Annotated in this window: 18 protein-coding genes; 12 read left to right on the top strand and 6 right to left on the bottom strand. The window is 54.8% G+C overall.

Features of this window, described 5'->3' with window-relative positions; all coding sequences use genetic code 11:
* Nucleotides 1-6: 6 nt before the first annotated feature.
* Both WD071_RS14785 and WD071_RS14790 read left to right on the top strand, forming a co-directional pair.
* Entirely contained in the window at nucleotides 7-675 is a 669-nt protein-coding gene (locus tag WD071_RS14785) for an ATP-dependent Clp protease proteolytic subunit (RefSeq protein WP_368049163.1), read from the top strand.
* A gap of 69 nt (nucleotides 676-744) precedes the next feature.
* A complete protein-coding gene (locus WD071_RS14790; protein ID WP_368049164.1) occupies nucleotides 745-1,650 on the top strand; it encodes an NAD(P)/FAD-dependent oxidoreductase in 906 nt (301 codons plus the stop codon).
* A 236-nt stretch (nucleotides 1,651-1,886) separates the two neighbouring features.
* Here the strand turns inward: WD071_RS14790 and WD071_RS14795 are convergent, their stop codons facing one another.
* Both WD071_RS14795 and WD071_RS14800 read right to left on the bottom strand, forming a co-directional pair.
* The gene (locus WD071_RS14795; RefSeq protein WP_368049165.1) at nucleotides 1,887-2,615 is read right to left on the bottom strand and encodes a ferritin Dps family protein; all 729 of its coding nucleotides are present in this window, start codon (nucleotides 2,613-2,615) and stop codon (nucleotides 1,887-1,889) included.
* On the bottom strand, nucleotides 2,612-3,793 hold the full coding sequence (locus WD071_RS14800; protein ID WP_368049166.1) for a hypothetical protein: 1,182 nt from the start codon (nucleotides 3,791-3,793) through the stop codon (nucleotides 2,612-2,614). Before WD071_RS14800 ends, WD071_RS14795 begins: the two co-directional genes overlap by 4 nt.
* A gap of 255 nt (nucleotides 3,794-4,048) precedes the next feature.
* Here WD071_RS14800 and WD071_RS14805 point away from each other — a divergent pair, with 255 nt between their 5' ends.
* The 5 genes from WD071_RS14805 to WD071_RS14825 all read left to right on the top strand — a co-directional run bounded on the left by WD071_RS14805 (nucleotide 4,049) and on the right by WD071_RS14825 (nucleotide 7,231).
* Entirely contained in the window at nucleotides 4,049-4,225 is a 177-nt protein-coding gene (locus WD071_RS14805; protein ID WP_368049167.1) for a hypothetical protein, read from the top strand.
* A gap of 145 nt (nucleotides 4,226-4,370) precedes the next feature.
* The gene (locus tag WD071_RS14810) at nucleotides 4,371-4,976 is read left to right on the top strand and encodes a DUF4142 domain-containing protein (protein ID WP_368049168.1); all 606 of its coding nucleotides are present in this window, start codon (nucleotides 4,371-4,373) and stop codon (nucleotides 4,974-4,976) included.
* A 55-nt stretch (nucleotides 4,977-5,031) separates the two neighbouring features.
* On the top strand, nucleotides 5,032-5,871 hold the full coding sequence (locus WD071_RS14815; protein ID WP_368049169.1) for a TIGR02587 family membrane protein: 840 nt from the start codon (nucleotides 5,032-5,034) through the stop codon (nucleotides 5,869-5,871).
* A gap of 29 nt (nucleotides 5,872-5,900) precedes the next feature.
* On the top strand, nucleotides 5,901-6,278 hold the full coding sequence (locus WD071_RS14820; RefSeq protein ID WP_368049170.1) for a hypothetical protein: 378 nt from the start codon (nucleotides 5,901-5,903) through the stop codon (nucleotides 6,276-6,278).
* A 56-nt stretch (nucleotides 6,279-6,334) separates the two neighbouring features.
* A complete protein-coding gene (locus WD071_RS14825; protein WP_368049171.1) occupies nucleotides 6,335-7,231 on the top strand; it encodes a potassium channel family protein in 897 nt (298 codons plus the stop codon).
* An 8-nt stretch (nucleotides 7,232-7,239) separates the two neighbouring features.
* On the opposite strand, the gene WD071_RS14830 is transcribed toward WD071_RS14825, so the two are convergent.
* Nucleotides 7,240-8,025: a matrixin family metalloprotease gene (locus WD071_RS14830; RefSeq protein ID WP_368049172.1), complete on the bottom strand. Its 786-nt coding sequence runs from the start codon at nucleotides 8,023-8,025 to the stop codon at nucleotides 7,240-7,242.
* Nucleotides 8,026-8,203: 178 nt separating this feature from the next.
* On the opposite strand from WD071_RS14830, the gene WD071_RS14835 reads away from it, so the two are divergent.
* Entirely contained in the window at nucleotides 8,204-8,554 is a 351-nt protein-coding gene (locus tag WD071_RS14835; protein ID WP_368049173.1) for a DUF3817 domain-containing protein, read from the top strand.
* Here the strand turns inward: WD071_RS14835 and WD071_RS14840 are convergent.
* The 3 genes from WD071_RS14840 to WD071_RS14850 all read right to left on the bottom strand — a co-directional run bounded on the left by WD071_RS14840 (nucleotide 8,524) and on the right by WD071_RS14850 (nucleotide 12,164).
* Entirely contained in the window at nucleotides 8,524-11,106 is a 2,583-nt protein-coding gene (locus tag WD071_RS14840) for a vitamin K epoxide reductase family protein (protein ID WP_368049224.1), read from the bottom strand. The two genes, WD071_RS14835 and WD071_RS14840, sit on opposite strands and share 31 nt — an antisense overlap.
* Nucleotides 11,107-11,176: 70 nt before the next feature.
* A complete protein-coding gene (locus tag WD071_RS14845; protein WP_368049174.1) occupies nucleotides 11,177-11,575 on the bottom strand; it encodes a DUF6491 family protein in 399 nt (132 codons plus the stop codon).
* A gap of 52 nt (nucleotides 11,576-11,627) precedes the next feature.
* On the bottom strand, nucleotides 11,628-12,164 hold the full coding sequence (locus WD071_RS14850; RefSeq protein WP_368049175.1) for a GNAT family N-acetyltransferase: 537 nt from the start codon (nucleotides 12,162-12,164) through the stop codon (nucleotides 11,628-11,630).
* 273 nt (nucleotides 12,165-12,437) lie between these two features.
* On the opposite strand from WD071_RS14850, the gene WD071_RS14855 reads away from it, so the two are divergent.
* From WD071_RS14855 to WD071_RS14870, 4 genes are all read left to right on the top strand, one after another.
* The gene (locus tag WD071_RS14855; protein WP_368049176.1) at nucleotides 12,438-12,932 is read left to right on the top strand and encodes a hypothetical protein; all 495 of its coding nucleotides are present in this window, start codon (nucleotides 12,438-12,440) and stop codon (nucleotides 12,930-12,932) included.
* Nucleotides 12,933-13,223: 291 nt separating this feature from the next.
* Complete coding sequence (locus WD071_RS14860) at nucleotides 13,224-13,820, top strand: nitroreductase family protein (protein WP_368049177.1); 597 nt, start codon at nucleotides 13,224-13,226, stop codon at nucleotides 13,818-13,820.
* A 25-nt stretch (nucleotides 13,821-13,845) separates the two neighbouring features.
* A complete protein-coding gene (locus WD071_RS14865) occupies nucleotides 13,846-14,700 on the top strand; it encodes a pirin family protein (RefSeq protein WP_368049178.1) in 855 nt (284 codons plus the stop codon).
* Nucleotides 14,697-15,905, top strand: a complete 1,209-nt coding sequence (locus WD071_RS14870) for a class I SAM-dependent rRNA methyltransferase (RefSeq protein ID WP_368049179.1) — start codon at nucleotides 14,697-14,699, stop codon at nucleotides 15,903-15,905. Before WD071_RS14865 ends, WD071_RS14870 begins: the two co-directional genes overlap by 4 nt.
* Nucleotides 15,906-15,912 lie beyond the last annotated feature (7 nt).

Genomic DNA, 15,912 nt, shown 5'->3' on the forward strand with positions numbered 1-15,912 from the left:
ACCGCTATGTTCGAAATCCCACTGACAACATGGATCTCCCAGCGTTTAAATAGTTGTCCTGCTCTCAGGGCACCCGAAAAATTCTATTACTCCTTCATGCTGGAGATTTCGATGCTCGATTCCGACTGCCATGCTCTGCTTGCCAATCCACACATACGTTTGTCGGGGTCTGTCGATGAGAACATGTACGATAGTTTTCGGCAGCAACTTGCAGTCTGCAACGCCACCGGGCCGATCGTTATCACCATCACCACGCTGGGTGGTGATCCCGAGATGGCCAGGTTAATGGGCGACGATGTCCGATTACTGCGCGAACAGGGTGGGCGCGAGATGCTGTTCCTTGGCAAGGTCGCGGTTTATTCGGCCGGTGCGACTTTTATGTCGTCCTTTCCGGTCGACTGCCGCTTCCTGACCAAGACGACGCGGTTAATGATTCACGAACGCCAGATGAACAAGAAGTTGGCTGTGAATGGCCCGCTGCGCTCCTGTGTTGCGGCGCTCAAGGCCACGCTACACGAGATTGAGCATTCTATTACTATTGAGGAAGAAGGATTTAGGGCGATCGTTAAAGGCTCCAAGGTGGACTTCACGACGATACGCGACAGGGCGCCCGAAAACTGGTATATCGAATGCCATGAAGCAATCGAGCTCGGTCTCATTCACGACGTGATTTGAGGCGCGTCGGGTCGTCGGGCCGCCTTCTTATCCTTTTGTTCGTGTCGCGCATAACGTGGGAGGAAGGCAGTGCCGGGTCTGGAATTCAAGAGCTGTATCATTATCGGTGCCGGCCCCGCCGGATTAACCGCAGCGCTGTATCTCAACAGGTATCACCGTGACGTGACCGTGCTCGATGCCGGTGACAGTCGCGCGCGCTGGATTCCGCAAAGTCACAACTGTCCCGGGTTTCCCAATGGGCTGAGCGGGAACGAACTGCTGGAACGCCTGCGCACCCAGGCTGTGGAGTACGGAACCAGGGTGACTCGGGCAACGGCGTCGCGGTTGGAACGCGTGAGCGGTGGTTTTCGGGTGACTGACACCAATGGCGTCCACTACCAGGGACGCACTGTGCTGCTGGCGACTGGGATCAAGGACGTGCTGCCATCGCAGCCATGGGTAGAGGAAGCAATCGACTGCGGGGCGATTCGCTTGTGTGCCATCTGCGACGGTTACGAGGTCAGCGACGGTGATCTTGCGGTTTATGGGCCACTTTATACTGCTTTAGAACACGCCAGATTCATGCGCACCTATTCGGCGAGCGTGACGCTAGTGCAGAGTGACGACGAACAAGTGGATGCACGACTGCGCAAGAATCTAAGCGACTGGGGTATCGCGTTTATACAAAAGCCAAAGGAATTGCTATTCGATGGGTTGCGCTGTGGCTTCATAGAAGGGAGCGGTGAACGTCGCAGCTTTGATACCATCTACCCGGTGCTGGGTAGTCGCTCTCAGGCGACGCTGGCCATCGCGCTGGGAGCAAACGTGGATAAGGACAACGAACTGCTGGTGAGCGCGGACCAGATGACGTCAATCGATGGGCTGTATGCAATTGGCGACGTTGTCAGTGCCCTTAATCAGATCTCGGTTGCAGAGGGGCACGCGGCTGTCGCCGCCACCAATATCCATAATGTGTTGCCGCGCAACCTGCGTTAAGCGAAGAGACTGACGCACCCGGCATAGTTAAATAGCACGCAATGTTGGTTTGCGAACGGAATTGGCAGCTTGTGAAGAATATAGTCCCTGGAACATTTTCTTCGGACATTCAATGGTCGTTCGGCGCAGCGTCAATCAGGCTGAACATCATAGCGGCCGGGATGTGTCGATAAAGGGTGAAGCTGACACCAATGATAAATGATCAACACTCGTGTCAGCGACGAGCCCATGGGCGTTTACAGCAGCTCAGCCACGGCGGCATGTTTCATGAACTCCTTGATGGTTGCCATATGCTGATTTTCTTCTGCCAGCGCGGCGCTGAAATCGTCCGCCATATGGTCATGGCCAGCCTCTTTGGCAAGGCCGACCAGTAGTTCCCAGCCCACGTTGTCAGCAGCCTCAGCGATCAGTAATGCGTTCATGGATTGAGCCAGATTGGTACGAGGATCGGTAATAACCTTCATCAAACCTTGCGCAGTGACCCCGGCAAGGTCTGCGCAGGGCGTTTGCGCGGTCGGGTCAGCGCCCAGCTTTTCCATTGCCGCTACCAGCAGGAGGAAGTGCTGATGTTCTTCATCGCGGAATTGCTGAATTACCGGCTCGACATCGGTGGGCCCGGGGATGTTGCCAAGCGCAGCAATTTTCGCCAGCATGGCATCATACAGTCTGACACCCGTGCGCTCGAATGCGAGTCGTTCGGCCATTTTGTCGATCAGAATTTCCGGGTTCTTGCCCATCATTTTCTCAAACGACGTTTTCACCATGCCTTTGACCGAGCCCGGTACGGGTACCGTGCCTATCGGGTCTGCAGCGGAAATGGTCTGTTTCCTCGCCTCAGCTATGGCGGTGGCGTCACCGGGAATATCCGGCGGGAACAGCTCATTGGCTTCCAATTGTTGTTTGATCTCCTCCGGTGACATTTGTGCGCCGGTTTTGTTGTGTCCCATCTTTGCTGATGCACTCATCTTGAATTACCCCCTGTGGATTTGGCCTGTTCGGTTCCTGGCTGCCACTGGTAACCCGCGGAAGCAATATTGGACGGAACCACCGGGTCGTTCATCTGCTTGCGGTATTGCAGCGACGCTTCGCTTTCCTGTTCCTTGGCAACATACTCACTGCCCGAGGTGCGCAGATCTTTCTCTTCCGAGAGTACTTTGCGCACAAAGTCACGCTGACTCTTGAATTCGACCATTTGGGGGACAGTACCCGCCAGGATTTCTGCGGGATCGCGGCGCTCCAGCTTCTTGAATAACTGACAGGCCACATCCAGGTGCCCTAACTCGTAATCCAGAAATTGCTCCCAAAGAGCTTTAATCCTGGGATTGTCTTCCTGTTCTGCACAACTGGCGTAGGCATACACCTCCATAGCTTCATGTATCAGCCACTTTTCGATAAAGGACTCGGAGGGGTCCATCAATGACCCGTACTGGGTGACATGCTGCTCTTCCACAGAGGCGATTTCGGCATAAAGTTGTCGGGCTACCGGATCGCTGAATGTCGGACCAATGATCATATAATAGTCGTGGGTTTGGAACTCTGCTGCGGTGATCATGGCAGCGTGCAATTTGGTCACCAGGGCAGCATCGGCTTTCTGGTAATTCTCCCGCAGGTCGTCCGCGGGCGCACGATGATGTTCCGATGTTGGCCGGCCCGGTACGATATCGGTATACCCTTGCAGGATATTGTTGGAGTCTTTGCCTTCCAGGCGATCCAGCATTGCCGAGTAACGATACAGATGATCGAAATCTTCCAACAGTCCGAAGCGGTAGGTTTGAGCCTGATACGGGTCGGGCTCGGTCTGGGCGACCGCCGCGGTAACTTCGATGGCAACCTGCTCGAAGGCAATGGTCGTTTCCAGCGGCGAATGATCGGCCGAGAGCAGCCAGTTTATCGCAGTCATCTGGTGTTGCTCGACGCGGCGGATCTGTGCCAGTGGAAGCTGCAGCTCCTTATGGAACCGGGAGCCAAAGTGTTTAAGGCGCAGCGCGTCCTGCTCAATGCCCGCCATGAGAATGACTCTGACACGGGTAAACGCGTCGTCATCCAGTTTACTGATCGGGTGACTGGCTATCTGCTGCCAGGAAAACGTCTGTTTATCCAGAGGGCAACCCTTATTGTCGAATATGCCTGTTAGTACGCTCATTCTAATCTCCGCTCATTGATGAGGGTTCGGATTTACATGCGTGATTTTTACAAGGACTCGGCCTGACTTAAAGGCTACTTTTATTCGATTTTTCCTGTCGGTCCGCTACCGCACACTACGCGTAAGTCTCGCTCTTGTAAGTTGTCAGAGACGCTGTTCACAATGAGCGAAAACGTACAGAAAAGGCGAACTCAATGCTCTATCTTGATTAATGCGGGTTGATTAATGCGAGGTTGCGGAACAGTGAGGTGAACCATGAGTAGAAATCAAGCTGATGCCAACATTTATGAAATAGAAGAGGATGATATGCAACAGTGGGATGATCCAACGCCTCATGAAATAAATCAGGCCGACAGCGATGTTGCAAAATTTTCGAAAAAATATCGACGTCAACACGACGATTGGAAAATTAAGGTATTTCAAGCGAAATAAGTAAACGATTTCCGAACAATACAGCTTTTATGTTGCATGTATGTTGCAAAATTCTCAATTCCGCCCGATTCAGCAAGCAACGCGGTTCGAGCCTCTATTGTTGATAAATAGAGATTCAGGTAACGAAATTAAATTGGAGATAACTATGAAAAGCACACTTATAGGCGCAGCGGTTGCGCTGGCCATGGGGCTGAATGTGGCACAACTGCACGCTCAGGGACAGACAACTCAGCCCGGTGTTCCAACCGCAGGGAACACCGTAGACGACGATGCAGATCAATCCAATCGTAACAGAGGAAGCGATGATATGAACCGCAAGACTATTGATGCAGAAGATTTTGTTGAAACCGCGTCGGCAAAAGGTCACGCCGAAATAGAGAATGCACGGATGGCACTGGAGGACGGAAGCCCGGCGGTTCATGCCTTCGCTAACCTTATGATCGAAGATCACAACGCTGCCAACGTCGAACTGCGTCAGATCGCTGAACGCGCTGATATGGAAATGTCAGACGACCCGACCCTGATGGACCAGGCCAAGGCGATGATACTTGAAGTGCGGGATGACTCGTTCGACAAAGCCTATATCGATAATCAGATCAGTGCGCACGAAGAAACAATCGAGTTATTTGAGCGTGCCGCCCGATCTGACCATGCGCAGATCCGAGGTTTTGCACAACAGAAGTTGCCAATTTTGCAGGCGCACCTGCGAATGGCCAATGAGCTTAAGGTGCAACACGATCGCAACAACTGATAGCACTGGCAGGCACCCGTTTTTGGGTGCCCGCCATTAGCCAGACAATGTTTATATGACCACGCCTTTGGACAGTTCTGCCTCCGATCTGGACCCTACTCTGAAACAGTGGCTGGGTGTGGGGAGGGCGTTTGGCGGTGCGGTCATTTTCAGTTTACCGCTGATGATGACCATGGAGATGTGGTGGCTCGGTTTTTACATCGACCCGCTGCGCCTGCTATGCCTGTTGCTTCTGAGCTTTCCCCTACTCGTTGGCGTATCCAGCGTCATCGGTTTTACTGACAGCCGTGCCCTGGTCGACAATGTCATTGATGTATTTGTCGCCTATGCCTTCGGGTTTCTGGTGTCGGGGTTGACACTGTTTTTGTTTAACACACTGAATGTTGACCAGGCCGCCGGCATCAGTTTCAGCACAATCATGCTGCAGACAATCCCAGCCAGCCTGGGTGCGCTACTTGGACGAAGTGAACTGGGCAGTGGCGAACACGACAGAACGGACGAAAAAGGCAGGGGTGATGAGCTAGTTGTGTTGGCAGTGGGAGCCCTGTTTCTTGCTCTTAACGTGGCGCCAACAGAAGAGATCCCGATGATTGCATACCAGATGTCACCATGGCACTTACTCGGCTTGTTCATTATCACCGTTCTGGTGATGCATGTTTTTGTTATTGCCGGCAGTTATTCTGAAGGCAAACGCAGCGAAGGCGTTACCGGCACTGTTACCGGCTATGTTTATTACACCTGCCTGGCCCTTCTGGTTGGTGTGAGTATCAGTGTGTTGATGTTGTGGATTTTTGGCAGATCGGATGGGTTGTCTTTCACTGCGCTTCTGGCCAATACCCTGGTGTTATTGTTTCCAGCCGGTATTGGCGCAGCAGCGGCCCGGCTGATTATCTGAGACTTATGAAATTGACGTCGAACAATGGTATGTCCGATACCCCTCTGTGGGAAAAACTGGTTGGCCTGGTTGGCATGCTGCTGGTTGTGGGTACCATCAGTTTTCTGTTGTGGACAGCGGTCACCAGTGAAGAAGGAGCTCCGGAGTTTGACTTTGAAATTCATCAGATATCGGCTTCGGGCACACGCTTTCTGGTGCTTCTCGACGTTCGCAATACGGGTGATCTGACCGCTTCCGATCTTGGTGTCGAAGCCAGACTGCATACGCGCGAAGGAAGCACTGAAAGCGCCGAGGCTCGCATCGGCTATTTGCCCGCGGGGTCGACCCGCCAGGTGGGTGTGTACTTTGACGCCGATCCGGCGGAGGGTGATCTGGCGTTTCGTGCGCTCGGTTACCAGAAGCCGTGATTAACTAATTCAACTAATTCAGCTAATTCAGCTAATTCAAGTACGGAAACTGACCTGTGTCATGGATTTTTGTTGTTATCGGTCTGGCAATCATTGGCTTCACATTGCTTGATCTTGTCATGACCACACTGACGATGGAGGGCGCGGGACCTGCTTCAAACGTTGTGTCGCACCTGACCTGGAAGTGCTTTCGCCTGGCTGATCGATGGCTGGACAGCCAGTGGTTACGGATGTTGACAGGATCGGTTGTGCTGGTGGTTCTGGTTGTGTTCTGGTTGGCCTGCACCTGGCTGGGTTGGGTGCTGGTGTTTTGTTGGGATGGTATACAACTTATCAATACGGCAACGCAGCAGGAGGCGTCACTGGTAGACCGCATTTATTATGTGGGCTACACCATCACCACCGTGGGTTATGGTGATTTCCGCGTACTCGATACCTTTGGGCGGCTGGTGTCCATTGTGGCCGGTTTTACTGGTCTGTTTTTGCTGACATTGGCGATCACCTACAGTATCCAGGTGTTGACTGCCGTGGTGGAGAAACGACGCCTCGCGCTGCTTCTCGATGCAATGGATCTGAGCAGGCACGAGACCCCGGCGCCACCGGACGAAAGAGCGCAGCGTATAGAGATTGCAGCTGATCAACTGGCCAGCCTTCACGCGGACATGGCCGGGGTGTCACAGAAATACCTTGCCTACCCGGTCATCCACGCCTTTAATGACCGCTCCCCGCGCGTCTGCCTGCCGGTACATATTAGTCGGGTATACACCTTCCTGGCGACGGCCGCTGATAGTCAGGATCTGTCGATGGCAACCAGCGAGCGGCTGGCGGCGACCCGGGCGCTGATACAGGTGCTGATTATCAACGCAATGGCGAGCCACTGGAGTAAAGTCTATGTGGCGAGCAGCGGCTGGGGTGTGTCGACAACGGGTGAAGCTGACACCCGTGATCTTTAACGAGCATGCTAGTCATTGATGCTCAGGACATTCTCGGGAACCTTGGCGCCGACGATCCCGGACTGACCGGTGCCAGGGAAGGTTTCGGCAGACGCGCTGCCAGCGTTGGGAGGTCCGTACAGTTGTTGCACGCCAAGCAGATCGCCGGATTGCAGATCATTGAAGGCCTCGGTGTAACGAAATGCCATCACCTGTCCGGAGGGACCGGGATGGTCCAGACCGATGGCATGACCGATCTCATGAACAAGCGTGTATTGAATGTCGTAAACATCCTCATCACCATCAAATCCGACTTTCCACATTTGCGTGGGGTTCAGGCACACCAGCGCCTGCCGGATCGTGCGCACTTCGTGTTCAGCATCGGTTTTATAGCTGACGTTGGCAAATGCCCGCCCGCGGGGGCGTCCCTGCGTGCCGATTACAATATCCGCGTCCCGGGGGTCGTTGACTTTGTGAAATGACAGTCCCGCAGCTCGCTCCCAGACCCTGAATGCCACTGCAGTCTCGTGCGTCAGCTGTTCCCGGGAGAGGCGCTCACCGACAAGACCTTCGATCGGTGCCAGTTCACGGCAATTGATCGCATCGTCGAAGTGCATTGTTTCCTCGGCAAAGGCATAGCTGACGCTGGCTGGCGTACCGAAGCGATTTTCTCCCCACTTGACCTTGTGGCCATCGAGCTCGAGCAGCAGGTAATTGCGTCGCTCAGCATGGGCCGGCATCAGATAGGTGAATAATACGAAAGCTGCAAGGATGGGTGCTATGACGGGGAAGCGAGCACTCGGGACTAATCGCAAAACAGTCTCCTGACGACGATTCGGTAAAAGCGCGTCGGGGACGATGAATAATAAGATTGTTACAATATTCAAGTGTACCCGGGATTTCGCGCTAAGCTAGCGACTATCTCGGGTGTTGTCAATGATGCTGTTTATATCTACAGTATTGAAGCCCAGTATATCTCAGGAGAAACCCGTCTTGACAGTCAAAAACCTCACCGGCACCGGCCGACTGTTTGCCATCGCCTCATTGATCGAAGCCGCCACCTGGGCCGGTCTGCTGATAGGTATGTTTCTCAAGTACGTTACTGAAACCACCGACCTGGGTGTCTGGTTGTTTGGCCGACTGCATGGCGCTGCCTTTGTGTTCTACGTGGTGGTGACAGTCATCGCGGCCTGGCGTTTGCGTTGGCCATTTTGGGCAACCACGCTGGCCGTCCTCGCCGCGATTCCACCGCTGGTTACCCTGCCATTGGAGATCTGGTTTATGCGCCTGGGCTTGTTGACTCCCAGGCACACTCAGACAATGAGTCGCGACCAGCTGCCATAGGCGCCATTGACCGGACCACGGGGAAAACTGGCGACCATGATAACGGAGGCGGCAATCAGGGTTGCCATTGTTGTCATCAGGGTGCCGTCCAGCACCAGTGCACAGATCATCAACCCCAGCGCCAAAAAGACGTTCAGGTAGCGCAGGGGCCGCGCAATTTCGGCAAGCGCGGTAATGGACGTCGTAATGACCAGTGCGCCTACCAGATGATGAGCGTTGGCCATGTTGCCTTCTGCGCCGAGCAGGGGGCGAGTCAGCATCAGCAGAACACCCGTCGCCACGCAAAGCCACAACCAATAACACAGCCTGACTCCGCCGGTGAACATCTGTTTGAAGATGATCAAGGGGGACTGTTGGAAATTGTCTTCGTTGTTCTCGGTCCGGCTGCCCTCATCGGTGTCACCAAAAAAGAAGGCCCGTAGCACCGAATGCCCGGCCCGTTTTCGTCGCAACAGAAACTGCCCGGTGGCCAGCAGTTCGTCTACCGAGAATGGTATCTGCAGCAGCATCGCGGCAGCAGCCATCAGGCAAAGTGTGCACCAGGTATCGAGCAGAATGGGCTGGATAATGATGAATGAGATGGAAATAGCACCAAGCGGTACAATCAGGATGCCGAACAGCACGGTCAACCAGGGCATGGTGCGCCAGCGCTGTGAAGATCCAATCACACCCACCAGGATTTCCACCAGATACACCAGCGCCCCGGCACCGGCATCCGGCACTGGCCAGGCTTCGGAAATCGAGGAGGTGATGATTTCACCCGTCCCGTTTTCACCATCACCGGGTATTGCCCCGGTGAAGAATGGCTCCCATATCGTGTCCACGTGGCCCAGCTGATAGGCCGCCATGTAGGCGGAAATAAAAAAACCGATGAACGCCAGAATGATAATGGGCAGGCGCTGAAACCAGCTGGAAGGTGAATAGTCCCAGCCCGGCGGAATCGAGGGGCCGGTCATCACTGCCAACGGTGATACCCCGGGCGCAGGCCTGAGCAGTACCGCAAAAGCAACCACCAGAAAGCCCACCAGCGAACCATTAAGATAAGCGGCCGCGCTGGGCGCCCAGAACACCAGCGGCGCGGACATCACCCACAGTCCAACGGCCGCTGTCGCCCAGCGAGCCAGCGGCAGGCGCCAGGACAGTGACAGAAATGCCAGTACTACAATCGCAATGCCGGCAACAATATCGCTGTACACCATGGCCTGGGATTCATAGGCCAGGCGCGGCACTGATGCAATCAGCCAGAACCCAAGCCCGATATTGAACAGGGGCCCCCACAGGTTGCGTGCGTGCTCTTGCTTGTACCAGGTTTCATGACGTTGTCGCATGACTTCCGGTTTGTCCGTTTTTTCTTCCGCGTTTACCAGCCACTCTGGTGCACGGATGCCGTTTTTTTCATACCAGTCGACCGGGTCCTTCTTCAGGTTCTTGACCAGCGTGGCCAGCTTGTCGCCGATGAAGTGTTTGGGTTGCCAGTCCAGAAGGTGTTTGGCATGACTGATGTCCAGCGCGTAATGATCGGAAGCCAGGTCAATCAGGAAGGGGCGTATGAATGGTTTTTCGCCATGGTCAATGGCATCGGGCACCACCGGCTCGGATTTTTCTTCCAGCCAGGCGCCGGCTTTGGCAATCGGTTGTGGCAGCGTTATTGTGCGCCATTCATCTTCTCCGTGAATCAACCGGCCCAGTTCGTCCTGCAACTGACTGTAACTCATGACCTCAGGCTCGCCAGCCAGTATTGTGCAGTCTGTCGGCATGTCGCTGCGACGATCCACGCAGCACTTGAAAAGCGCCAGCATATCGTCCATGTGGATAAAGGATTGACCGGCGTCCGGATTCCCGGAATGCAGGTGAGCTTTCATGTCACGTTCGTAAATGCGGGCTATCTGGTGCGCGAGTGTGGGCACTGCCGTGGTGTCGTCATACAGGCCTGCCAGGTGCAAAAGCGTAAATGGCATACCATTACTGTGCTTGCGAATCACGGCTTCGGCCTGGGCTTTGGATTCGGGATAGGCCCACTTGGGTGCTATGGGCGTACTTTCACTGACCAGCTCTCCGGGTGAAGCGGCTTCGTGAATGAGCATGGTGCCCGAGTAAATAAAACGTTCTACCTCAAAGCCTTTTAAAGCATCGAGTAGCTTTTCTGTGCCCTGGACATTAACTTCATCGTATAGAGGTGACTTGACGCCGGTGAAATCAAAATAGGCAGCAAGGTGGATGACAGCCGCTATTTTTTTGCCGTAACGATCGCCCAGTTCGCGAAACGCCAGTTTCAGGGAATCGGCGGAGGTCAGGTCGCCAACCAGAACAGAATCAGCTGCGTCTCTGTCCAGGCCAACAACCTGGTAGCTACGTTTCAGTTTTTTGGTCAGCGCTGACCCTATATTGCCGCCCGCACCGGTGATCAGGACAAGTGGTTTTTTTTCGTTTTGGCTACTGTTTTGGCTTTGGCTACTGATAAGAACTCCTCCTTTATCGTTGAATTCTCCTTCTTGCAGCGTGCCTATACTATGACTGGATTTTGGCGCCAGGAATTCCTGTAGGTCCTGTATTTTTGTAACACTATGTAAATCCTGACACCTGTTTGTTCAGGATTCGTCTGGTGAGGAATGAAAAATAAAATTACTCGGCCATATCGGCCAGATGCCAGCGATGGATTTGTGTCACTGAACACGACAGACCCAGGTCACGGTCAAAGGTGATGCGGTCGCCCGTTGTCAGACAGGAGCCGCCGCGTGATTCCACCGCGATCTGCATGAAGGCATTGCGCGTGTTGCAACCGCCGGCCAGCGCCAGCCTGTAGTACTCATCGCCGGAGGTTTCGACAATGATGGAGTCGTTATCAAAGTCGTGCCAGCTCTGAATGTTGCGATTGAAACAGATTGAGCGTGTCTCCTCACCCTGCATGCCATTCATGATGGCCGCGCTGGTGCCCGATTCGGACGATGCGCAGGCGGCCAGCGCCAGCGGCACTGCGGCGGCAAGGGCGAGGCGGTGTAGCAAGGTTCCTGTATTCAACATGTTTCATACTCCTTATGGGGTTGCGCGTAACGGGGCTGCTCGTAGACGTTCACTAATAATCCGTAACGATTAATTCGTAAAACTCAGCGTCTTCCTGCGTCACACCGTCGCGTGCGCTGATACTGCCTTTGCTGAGGCGTTTCAGTCCTGCTTTTCTTAACACCTTGCCAGAGGCCGGGTTGCGTGACAAGTGATGTGCATGAATGCGGGTTAATTCACAGGATGTTATTCCAAAACCAATCAGGGTATCTACCGCTTCGCTTGCGTAACCATTGTCCCAGTGCGGTTCACCGATCCAATACCCCAGTTCTGCGTCGCCGTTGTGAATCGTCATCAGGCCAGCGGCGCCGATCAGTTCAGCATTGCTGCGCAGACAGATGGCAAATATCGCCGCGCTGCCACGTTGCCATTCATCGGCATGGCCAGCTATCCAGTTCTCGGCCTCGCCCTCGACGTAAGGGTAGGGGATGTTGGTGGTCATGTTTGCGACGTTCGGGTTGCCGGCCAACAATTGCACCTGCGCTGCGTCCGTGGCTTGAAACGGTCGCAGCAGGAGCCGTTCGGTGGCCAATGAAGGTTGTTCATCCATTACATGGTTTTCCTGGCGATGAGGCCATTGCTGAATATTGTGTGTCTGATTGTACTGGCAGTTTTGTCATCTGTGGTGTTATCGACGAAAGCTTGTGATTGTCGTCACACGAAGCGCTTTTTCCGGTTTCATATATTGACGTGGGAATTATTCCCACGGTAGCATCAGTGTCGCTGGGTAAGGTGCAGATACCGGACCCACGCAGGAGAAGTAACCAGAGAAGTATTCAGGAGAAGTAACATTAACAGGCTGTTTTGTTTTAAGGAGAGAAGGATGTTCAGCTGGAAAAATTTCGCAATTGCTGGTGTGTTCATGGGTTGCAGTCACGCCTTGTGGGCGGAACAGGCGCCGGTGGTTCTGCGCGACAACGTTCTGACTATCCCCGGCGCAGTTGTGGTTGAAGGTGACACGGTCAGTCACTACCGCAATATCGAGCTGACTCAGGATGCCGCCGGCAGATTCACCATTGCGGCCGTGGAAGACGGCAGTCTGGCCAATATTGAGTCGGTGGAGATTCAGCAGGAAGCGGGCAGTGTTGAAGTGCTGGCCAAAGGTTACCGCTCGGCCTGCGTCAGTATCCTGCCGGAAGCGGTGTCCTACCAGGACGGCAAATTTGTCATCGCCATACCCGAGTCGAAGCCCACCTCTGAGGTCTGCATTCTGGCGGTGGTCATGTTTGAGGTTGCCACCACGCTGGATACCGATGATCTGCCTGCAGGTGAGTACACCCTGGTGGTCAACAATGTTAAGAAGGACTTCACATTGTAAGCGTTGAAGATGCAGTGAACGCAGTAGATGTAATAAGAGTTTAGAGAGTTTAGATGTAGTGAGAGTGTAGTGAGGTTGTATTAAGAGTGTAGAAAGCAAGGTAAGTGTTTTGGACAGGGAGCACATGGATGTGCATTTTTTTTCCACCCGCAACAACTGGCAATGCCTGCTTATCATTGGCAGCGGCCTCTTGTCACTGGCAGCGCTCCCTTATCACTGGCAGCGTCCGCGCATGAAAGGTACACTCAATTCTTTTTGTGACGCCCTCGGGTGTCCGCAAGGGAGTTGAGCATGTCACAGCCAAATCAGTACCCTGATACCATTTCCCCGGATTTTAGCGCCCGCGATGCCCTGCCGGGTGTTGATCCATTGCTGGTCCAACGCTGGTCGCCACGCGCTTTTGTCAAAACCCCCGTCAGCGAAGCCGATGTCGAACTGCTGTTTGAAGCGGCCCGCTGGGCACCGTCGTGTTTCAACGCCCAGCCCTGGCAATTCCATGTGTCCACTGACAAGACCTTCGATGATTATCTGAATCTGTTGCTGGAAGGCAACCAGAGCTGGGCAAAAAACGCCTCCCTGCTGGGTTTTGTGGTGGTCAAAAAAACCTTTGCCCATAACGGCAAGGCCAACGCCTACGCCGAGTACGACGCCGGTGCGGCGTGGATGGCGTTAAGCATGCAGGCGCGGCAAATGGGTCTGTATACCCACGGCATGGGTGGTATCAAGCACGACGAGGTAGCCGCTTACCTGAAGCTGGACGACGATCACAAGGTGGTCTGCGGTCTCGCCATTGGCGTAGCCGCCGCGCCGGAAACCCTGCCTGACGAACTGGCGGCCAAGGAAAAACCTTCACCACGTAAACCGCTCAGCGACGTGCTGCGTAGATAACAGCTCAGCCAATAAGGAATCAGCGATGGCGAAAATTCTGCAGGCAGATGACAAAGACCTGGGCGGGTTTACCGTCAGCCGGGTATTGCCGCACCGCGAAAAAAAGATGGTCGGGCCCTTCATCTTTTTTGATCACATTGGTCCGGCAGATTTCCCCGCCGGTGAAGGCATCAATGTACGACCGCATCCGCATATCGGGCTGGCCACCGTGACCTACCTGTTCGAGGGCAGCATCCTGCACCGTGACAGCCTGGGCTCAGTGCAGGAGATTTTCCCCGGTGATGTGAACTGGATGATTGCCGGCAAAGGCATTGTGCATTCGGAGCGCGAAACCCATGAAGTGCGGGCTCAGCAGCATCCTTTGCACGGTCTGCAGCTGTGGGTGGCGTTGCCGCCGGAACACGAAACCGTTGAACCCGATTTTGTGCATGTCAATAAATCCCTGTTGCCAACCATCAACCGGCCCGGTCTGATGATGCGCCTGATCGTGGGCGAGGCCTATGGTCGCAGCTCACCGGTGCGCACGTTTTCGCCCATGTTCTACCTGGATGTGCTGGCCCAGCCAGGCGCGACACTGGAGCACCCGAATCCTGAGCATGAAGCGGCGCTGTTCGTGGAAAGTGGCCGCATCAGAATCGGTGATACCGAATACCAGGCCGGCGACTTCGTGCTGCTGGATGCCGATGATCTTGAGTTTGAAAGTATCGGGCACAGCCGTCTGATGCTGCTGGGGGGCGAAAAATTCACCCGGGTGCCGCATATCAACTGGAATTTTGTGGCTTATGAGCGCAACACGCTGGATGCGGCGCGCAAACGCTGGGACAATGGCGAATTTCCCCGGGTGCCGGGGGATGATGAGGAACACATACCCCTGCCATGAATGTTGTTAAATTGAGTAAGGGCCGCGACAGTTCGCTGTTGCGCCGCCATCCGTGGATTTTCTCCGGCGCCGTGGCGTCGGTCAGCGGTCAGCCTGCCGCCGGTGAAACCGTGGCCATCCAGGACAGCACCGGCAAGGCGCTGGGTTTTGCCGCTTGGTCGCCCGAGTCGCAGATTCGCGCGCGCATGTGGTCGTTTGATTCGGATGCGACTCCGGGTGTGACTCCAGGTGTGATAATCGATGAAGAGTTTATCCACGAACGTTTGCGCCGCGCCATTGCCCGGCGTGCCGGCCTGTTATCGCCGACACGTAGCGCCTGCCGTCTGGTATACGCCGAAGCGGATGATTTCCCCGGTTTGATTGTGGATCGTTACGGCGATTACCTGTCCTGTCAGTTTCTCAGCGCCGGGGCCGAGTTCTGGCGTGACACCATCATTGCGGCACTGGCGCAGCTGTCACCGTGCCTGGGCATTTATGAACGCTCCGATGTCACGGTGCGCAAACACGAAGGGCTGGCGCAGCGCCAGGGCCTGGTCCACGGCCAGGAACCGCCCGAACAGGTGCAGATTCAGGAACAGGATCGCCTGTTCATGGTCAGCATTCAGCATGGCCACAAAACGGGGTACTACCTGGACCAGTACGACAATCGCAGCCTGGTGCAGCGCCTGAGCGCGGGCAAGACTGTGCTTAATTGTTTCTCCTATACCGGTGGTTTTGGTATTGCCGCGCTCAAAGGCGGCGCCGCCCATGTCACCAATGTTGATTCCTCGGCACCGACTCTGGAGCTGGCCGGGCAGAATCTGGCGCTCAACGGGTTTGATACCGACCAGGCCGACCTGGTGCAGGCCAATGTATTTGAGTATCTGCGCGAACTGAAGAGCAAGAACGCACTGTATGATCTGATCGTGCTGGACCCGCCCAAGTTCGCGGAGACCAAGCATCAGTTCAAGAAGGCCGCGCGGGCGTACAAGGATATCGCGCTGCAGGCGGCCCAGTTGCTTAATCCCGGTGGTACGCTGGTCAGTTTTTCCTGCTCCGGCGCCATTGATCCGGCCCTGTTTCAGAAAATTACCGCCGATGCGCTGCTGGATGCAGGGCGCCAGGGACGCATCACCCACTACCTGCATCAGGCCGAAGATCACCCGGTGGCCCTGCCGTTTCCGGAGGCCCTGTATCTGAAAGGCCTGGTGTGTGTGCTTGACTGACCAATTC

Source organism: Pseudohongiella sp., from assembly GCF_040877505.1.
Lineage (GTDB): Bacteria > Pseudomonadota > Gammaproteobacteria > Pseudomonadales > Pseudohongiellaceae > Pseudohongiella.

What these genes read in the sequence shown, in the direction of transcription:
- WD071_RS14785 (WP_368049163.1), top strand. Translation starts at nt 7, where the DNA reads ATGTTCGAAATCCCACTGACAACATGGATCTCCCAGCGTTTAAATAGT.
- WD071_RS14795 (WP_368049165.1), bottom strand. Translation starts at nt 2,615, where the DNA reads ATGAGTGCATCAGCAAAGATGGGACACAACAAAACCGGCGCACAAATG.
- WD071_RS14800 (WP_368049166.1), bottom strand. Translation starts at nt 3,793, where the DNA reads ATGAGCGTACTAACAGGCATATTCGACAATAAGGGTTGCCCTCTGGAT.
- WD071_RS14805 (WP_368049167.1), top strand. Translation starts at nt 4,049, where the DNA reads ATGAGTAGAAATCAAGCTGATGCCAACATTTATGAAATAGAAGAGGAT.
- WD071_RS14810 (WP_368049168.1), top strand. Translation starts at nt 4,371, where the DNA reads ATGAAAAGCACACTTATAGGCGCAGCGGTTGCGCTGGCCATGGGGCTG.
- WD071_RS14815 (WP_368049169.1), top strand. Translation starts at nt 5,032, where the DNA reads ATGACCACGCCTTTGGACAGTTCTGCCTCCGATCTGGACCCTACTCTG.
- WD071_RS14820 (WP_368049170.1), top strand. Translation starts at nt 5,901, where the DNA reads ATGTCCGATACCCCTCTGTGGGAAAAACTGGTTGGCCTGGTTGGCATG.
- WD071_RS14845 (WP_368049174.1), bottom strand. Translation starts at nt 11,575, where the DNA reads ATGTTGAATACAGGAACCTTGCTACACCGCCTCGCCCTTGCCGCCGCA.
- WD071_RS14850 (WP_368049175.1), bottom strand. Translation starts at nt 12,164, where the DNA reads ATGGATGAACAACCTTCATTGGCCACCGAACGGCTCCTGCTGCGACCG.
- WD071_RS14855 (WP_368049176.1), top strand. Translation starts at nt 12,438, where the DNA reads ATGTTCAGCTGGAAAAATTTCGCAATTGCTGGTGTGTTCATGGGTTGC.
- WD071_RS14860 (WP_368049177.1), top strand. Translation starts at nt 13,224, where the DNA reads ATGTCACAGCCAAATCAGTACCCTGATACCATTTCCCCGGATTTTAGC.
- WD071_RS14865 (WP_368049178.1), top strand. Translation starts at nt 13,846, where the DNA reads ATGGCGAAAATTCTGCAGGCAGATGACAAAGACCTGGGCGGGTTTACC.
- WD071_RS14870 (WP_368049179.1), top strand. Translation starts at nt 14,697, where the DNA reads ATGAATGTTGTTAAATTGAGTAAGGGCCGCGACAGTTCGCTGTTGCGC.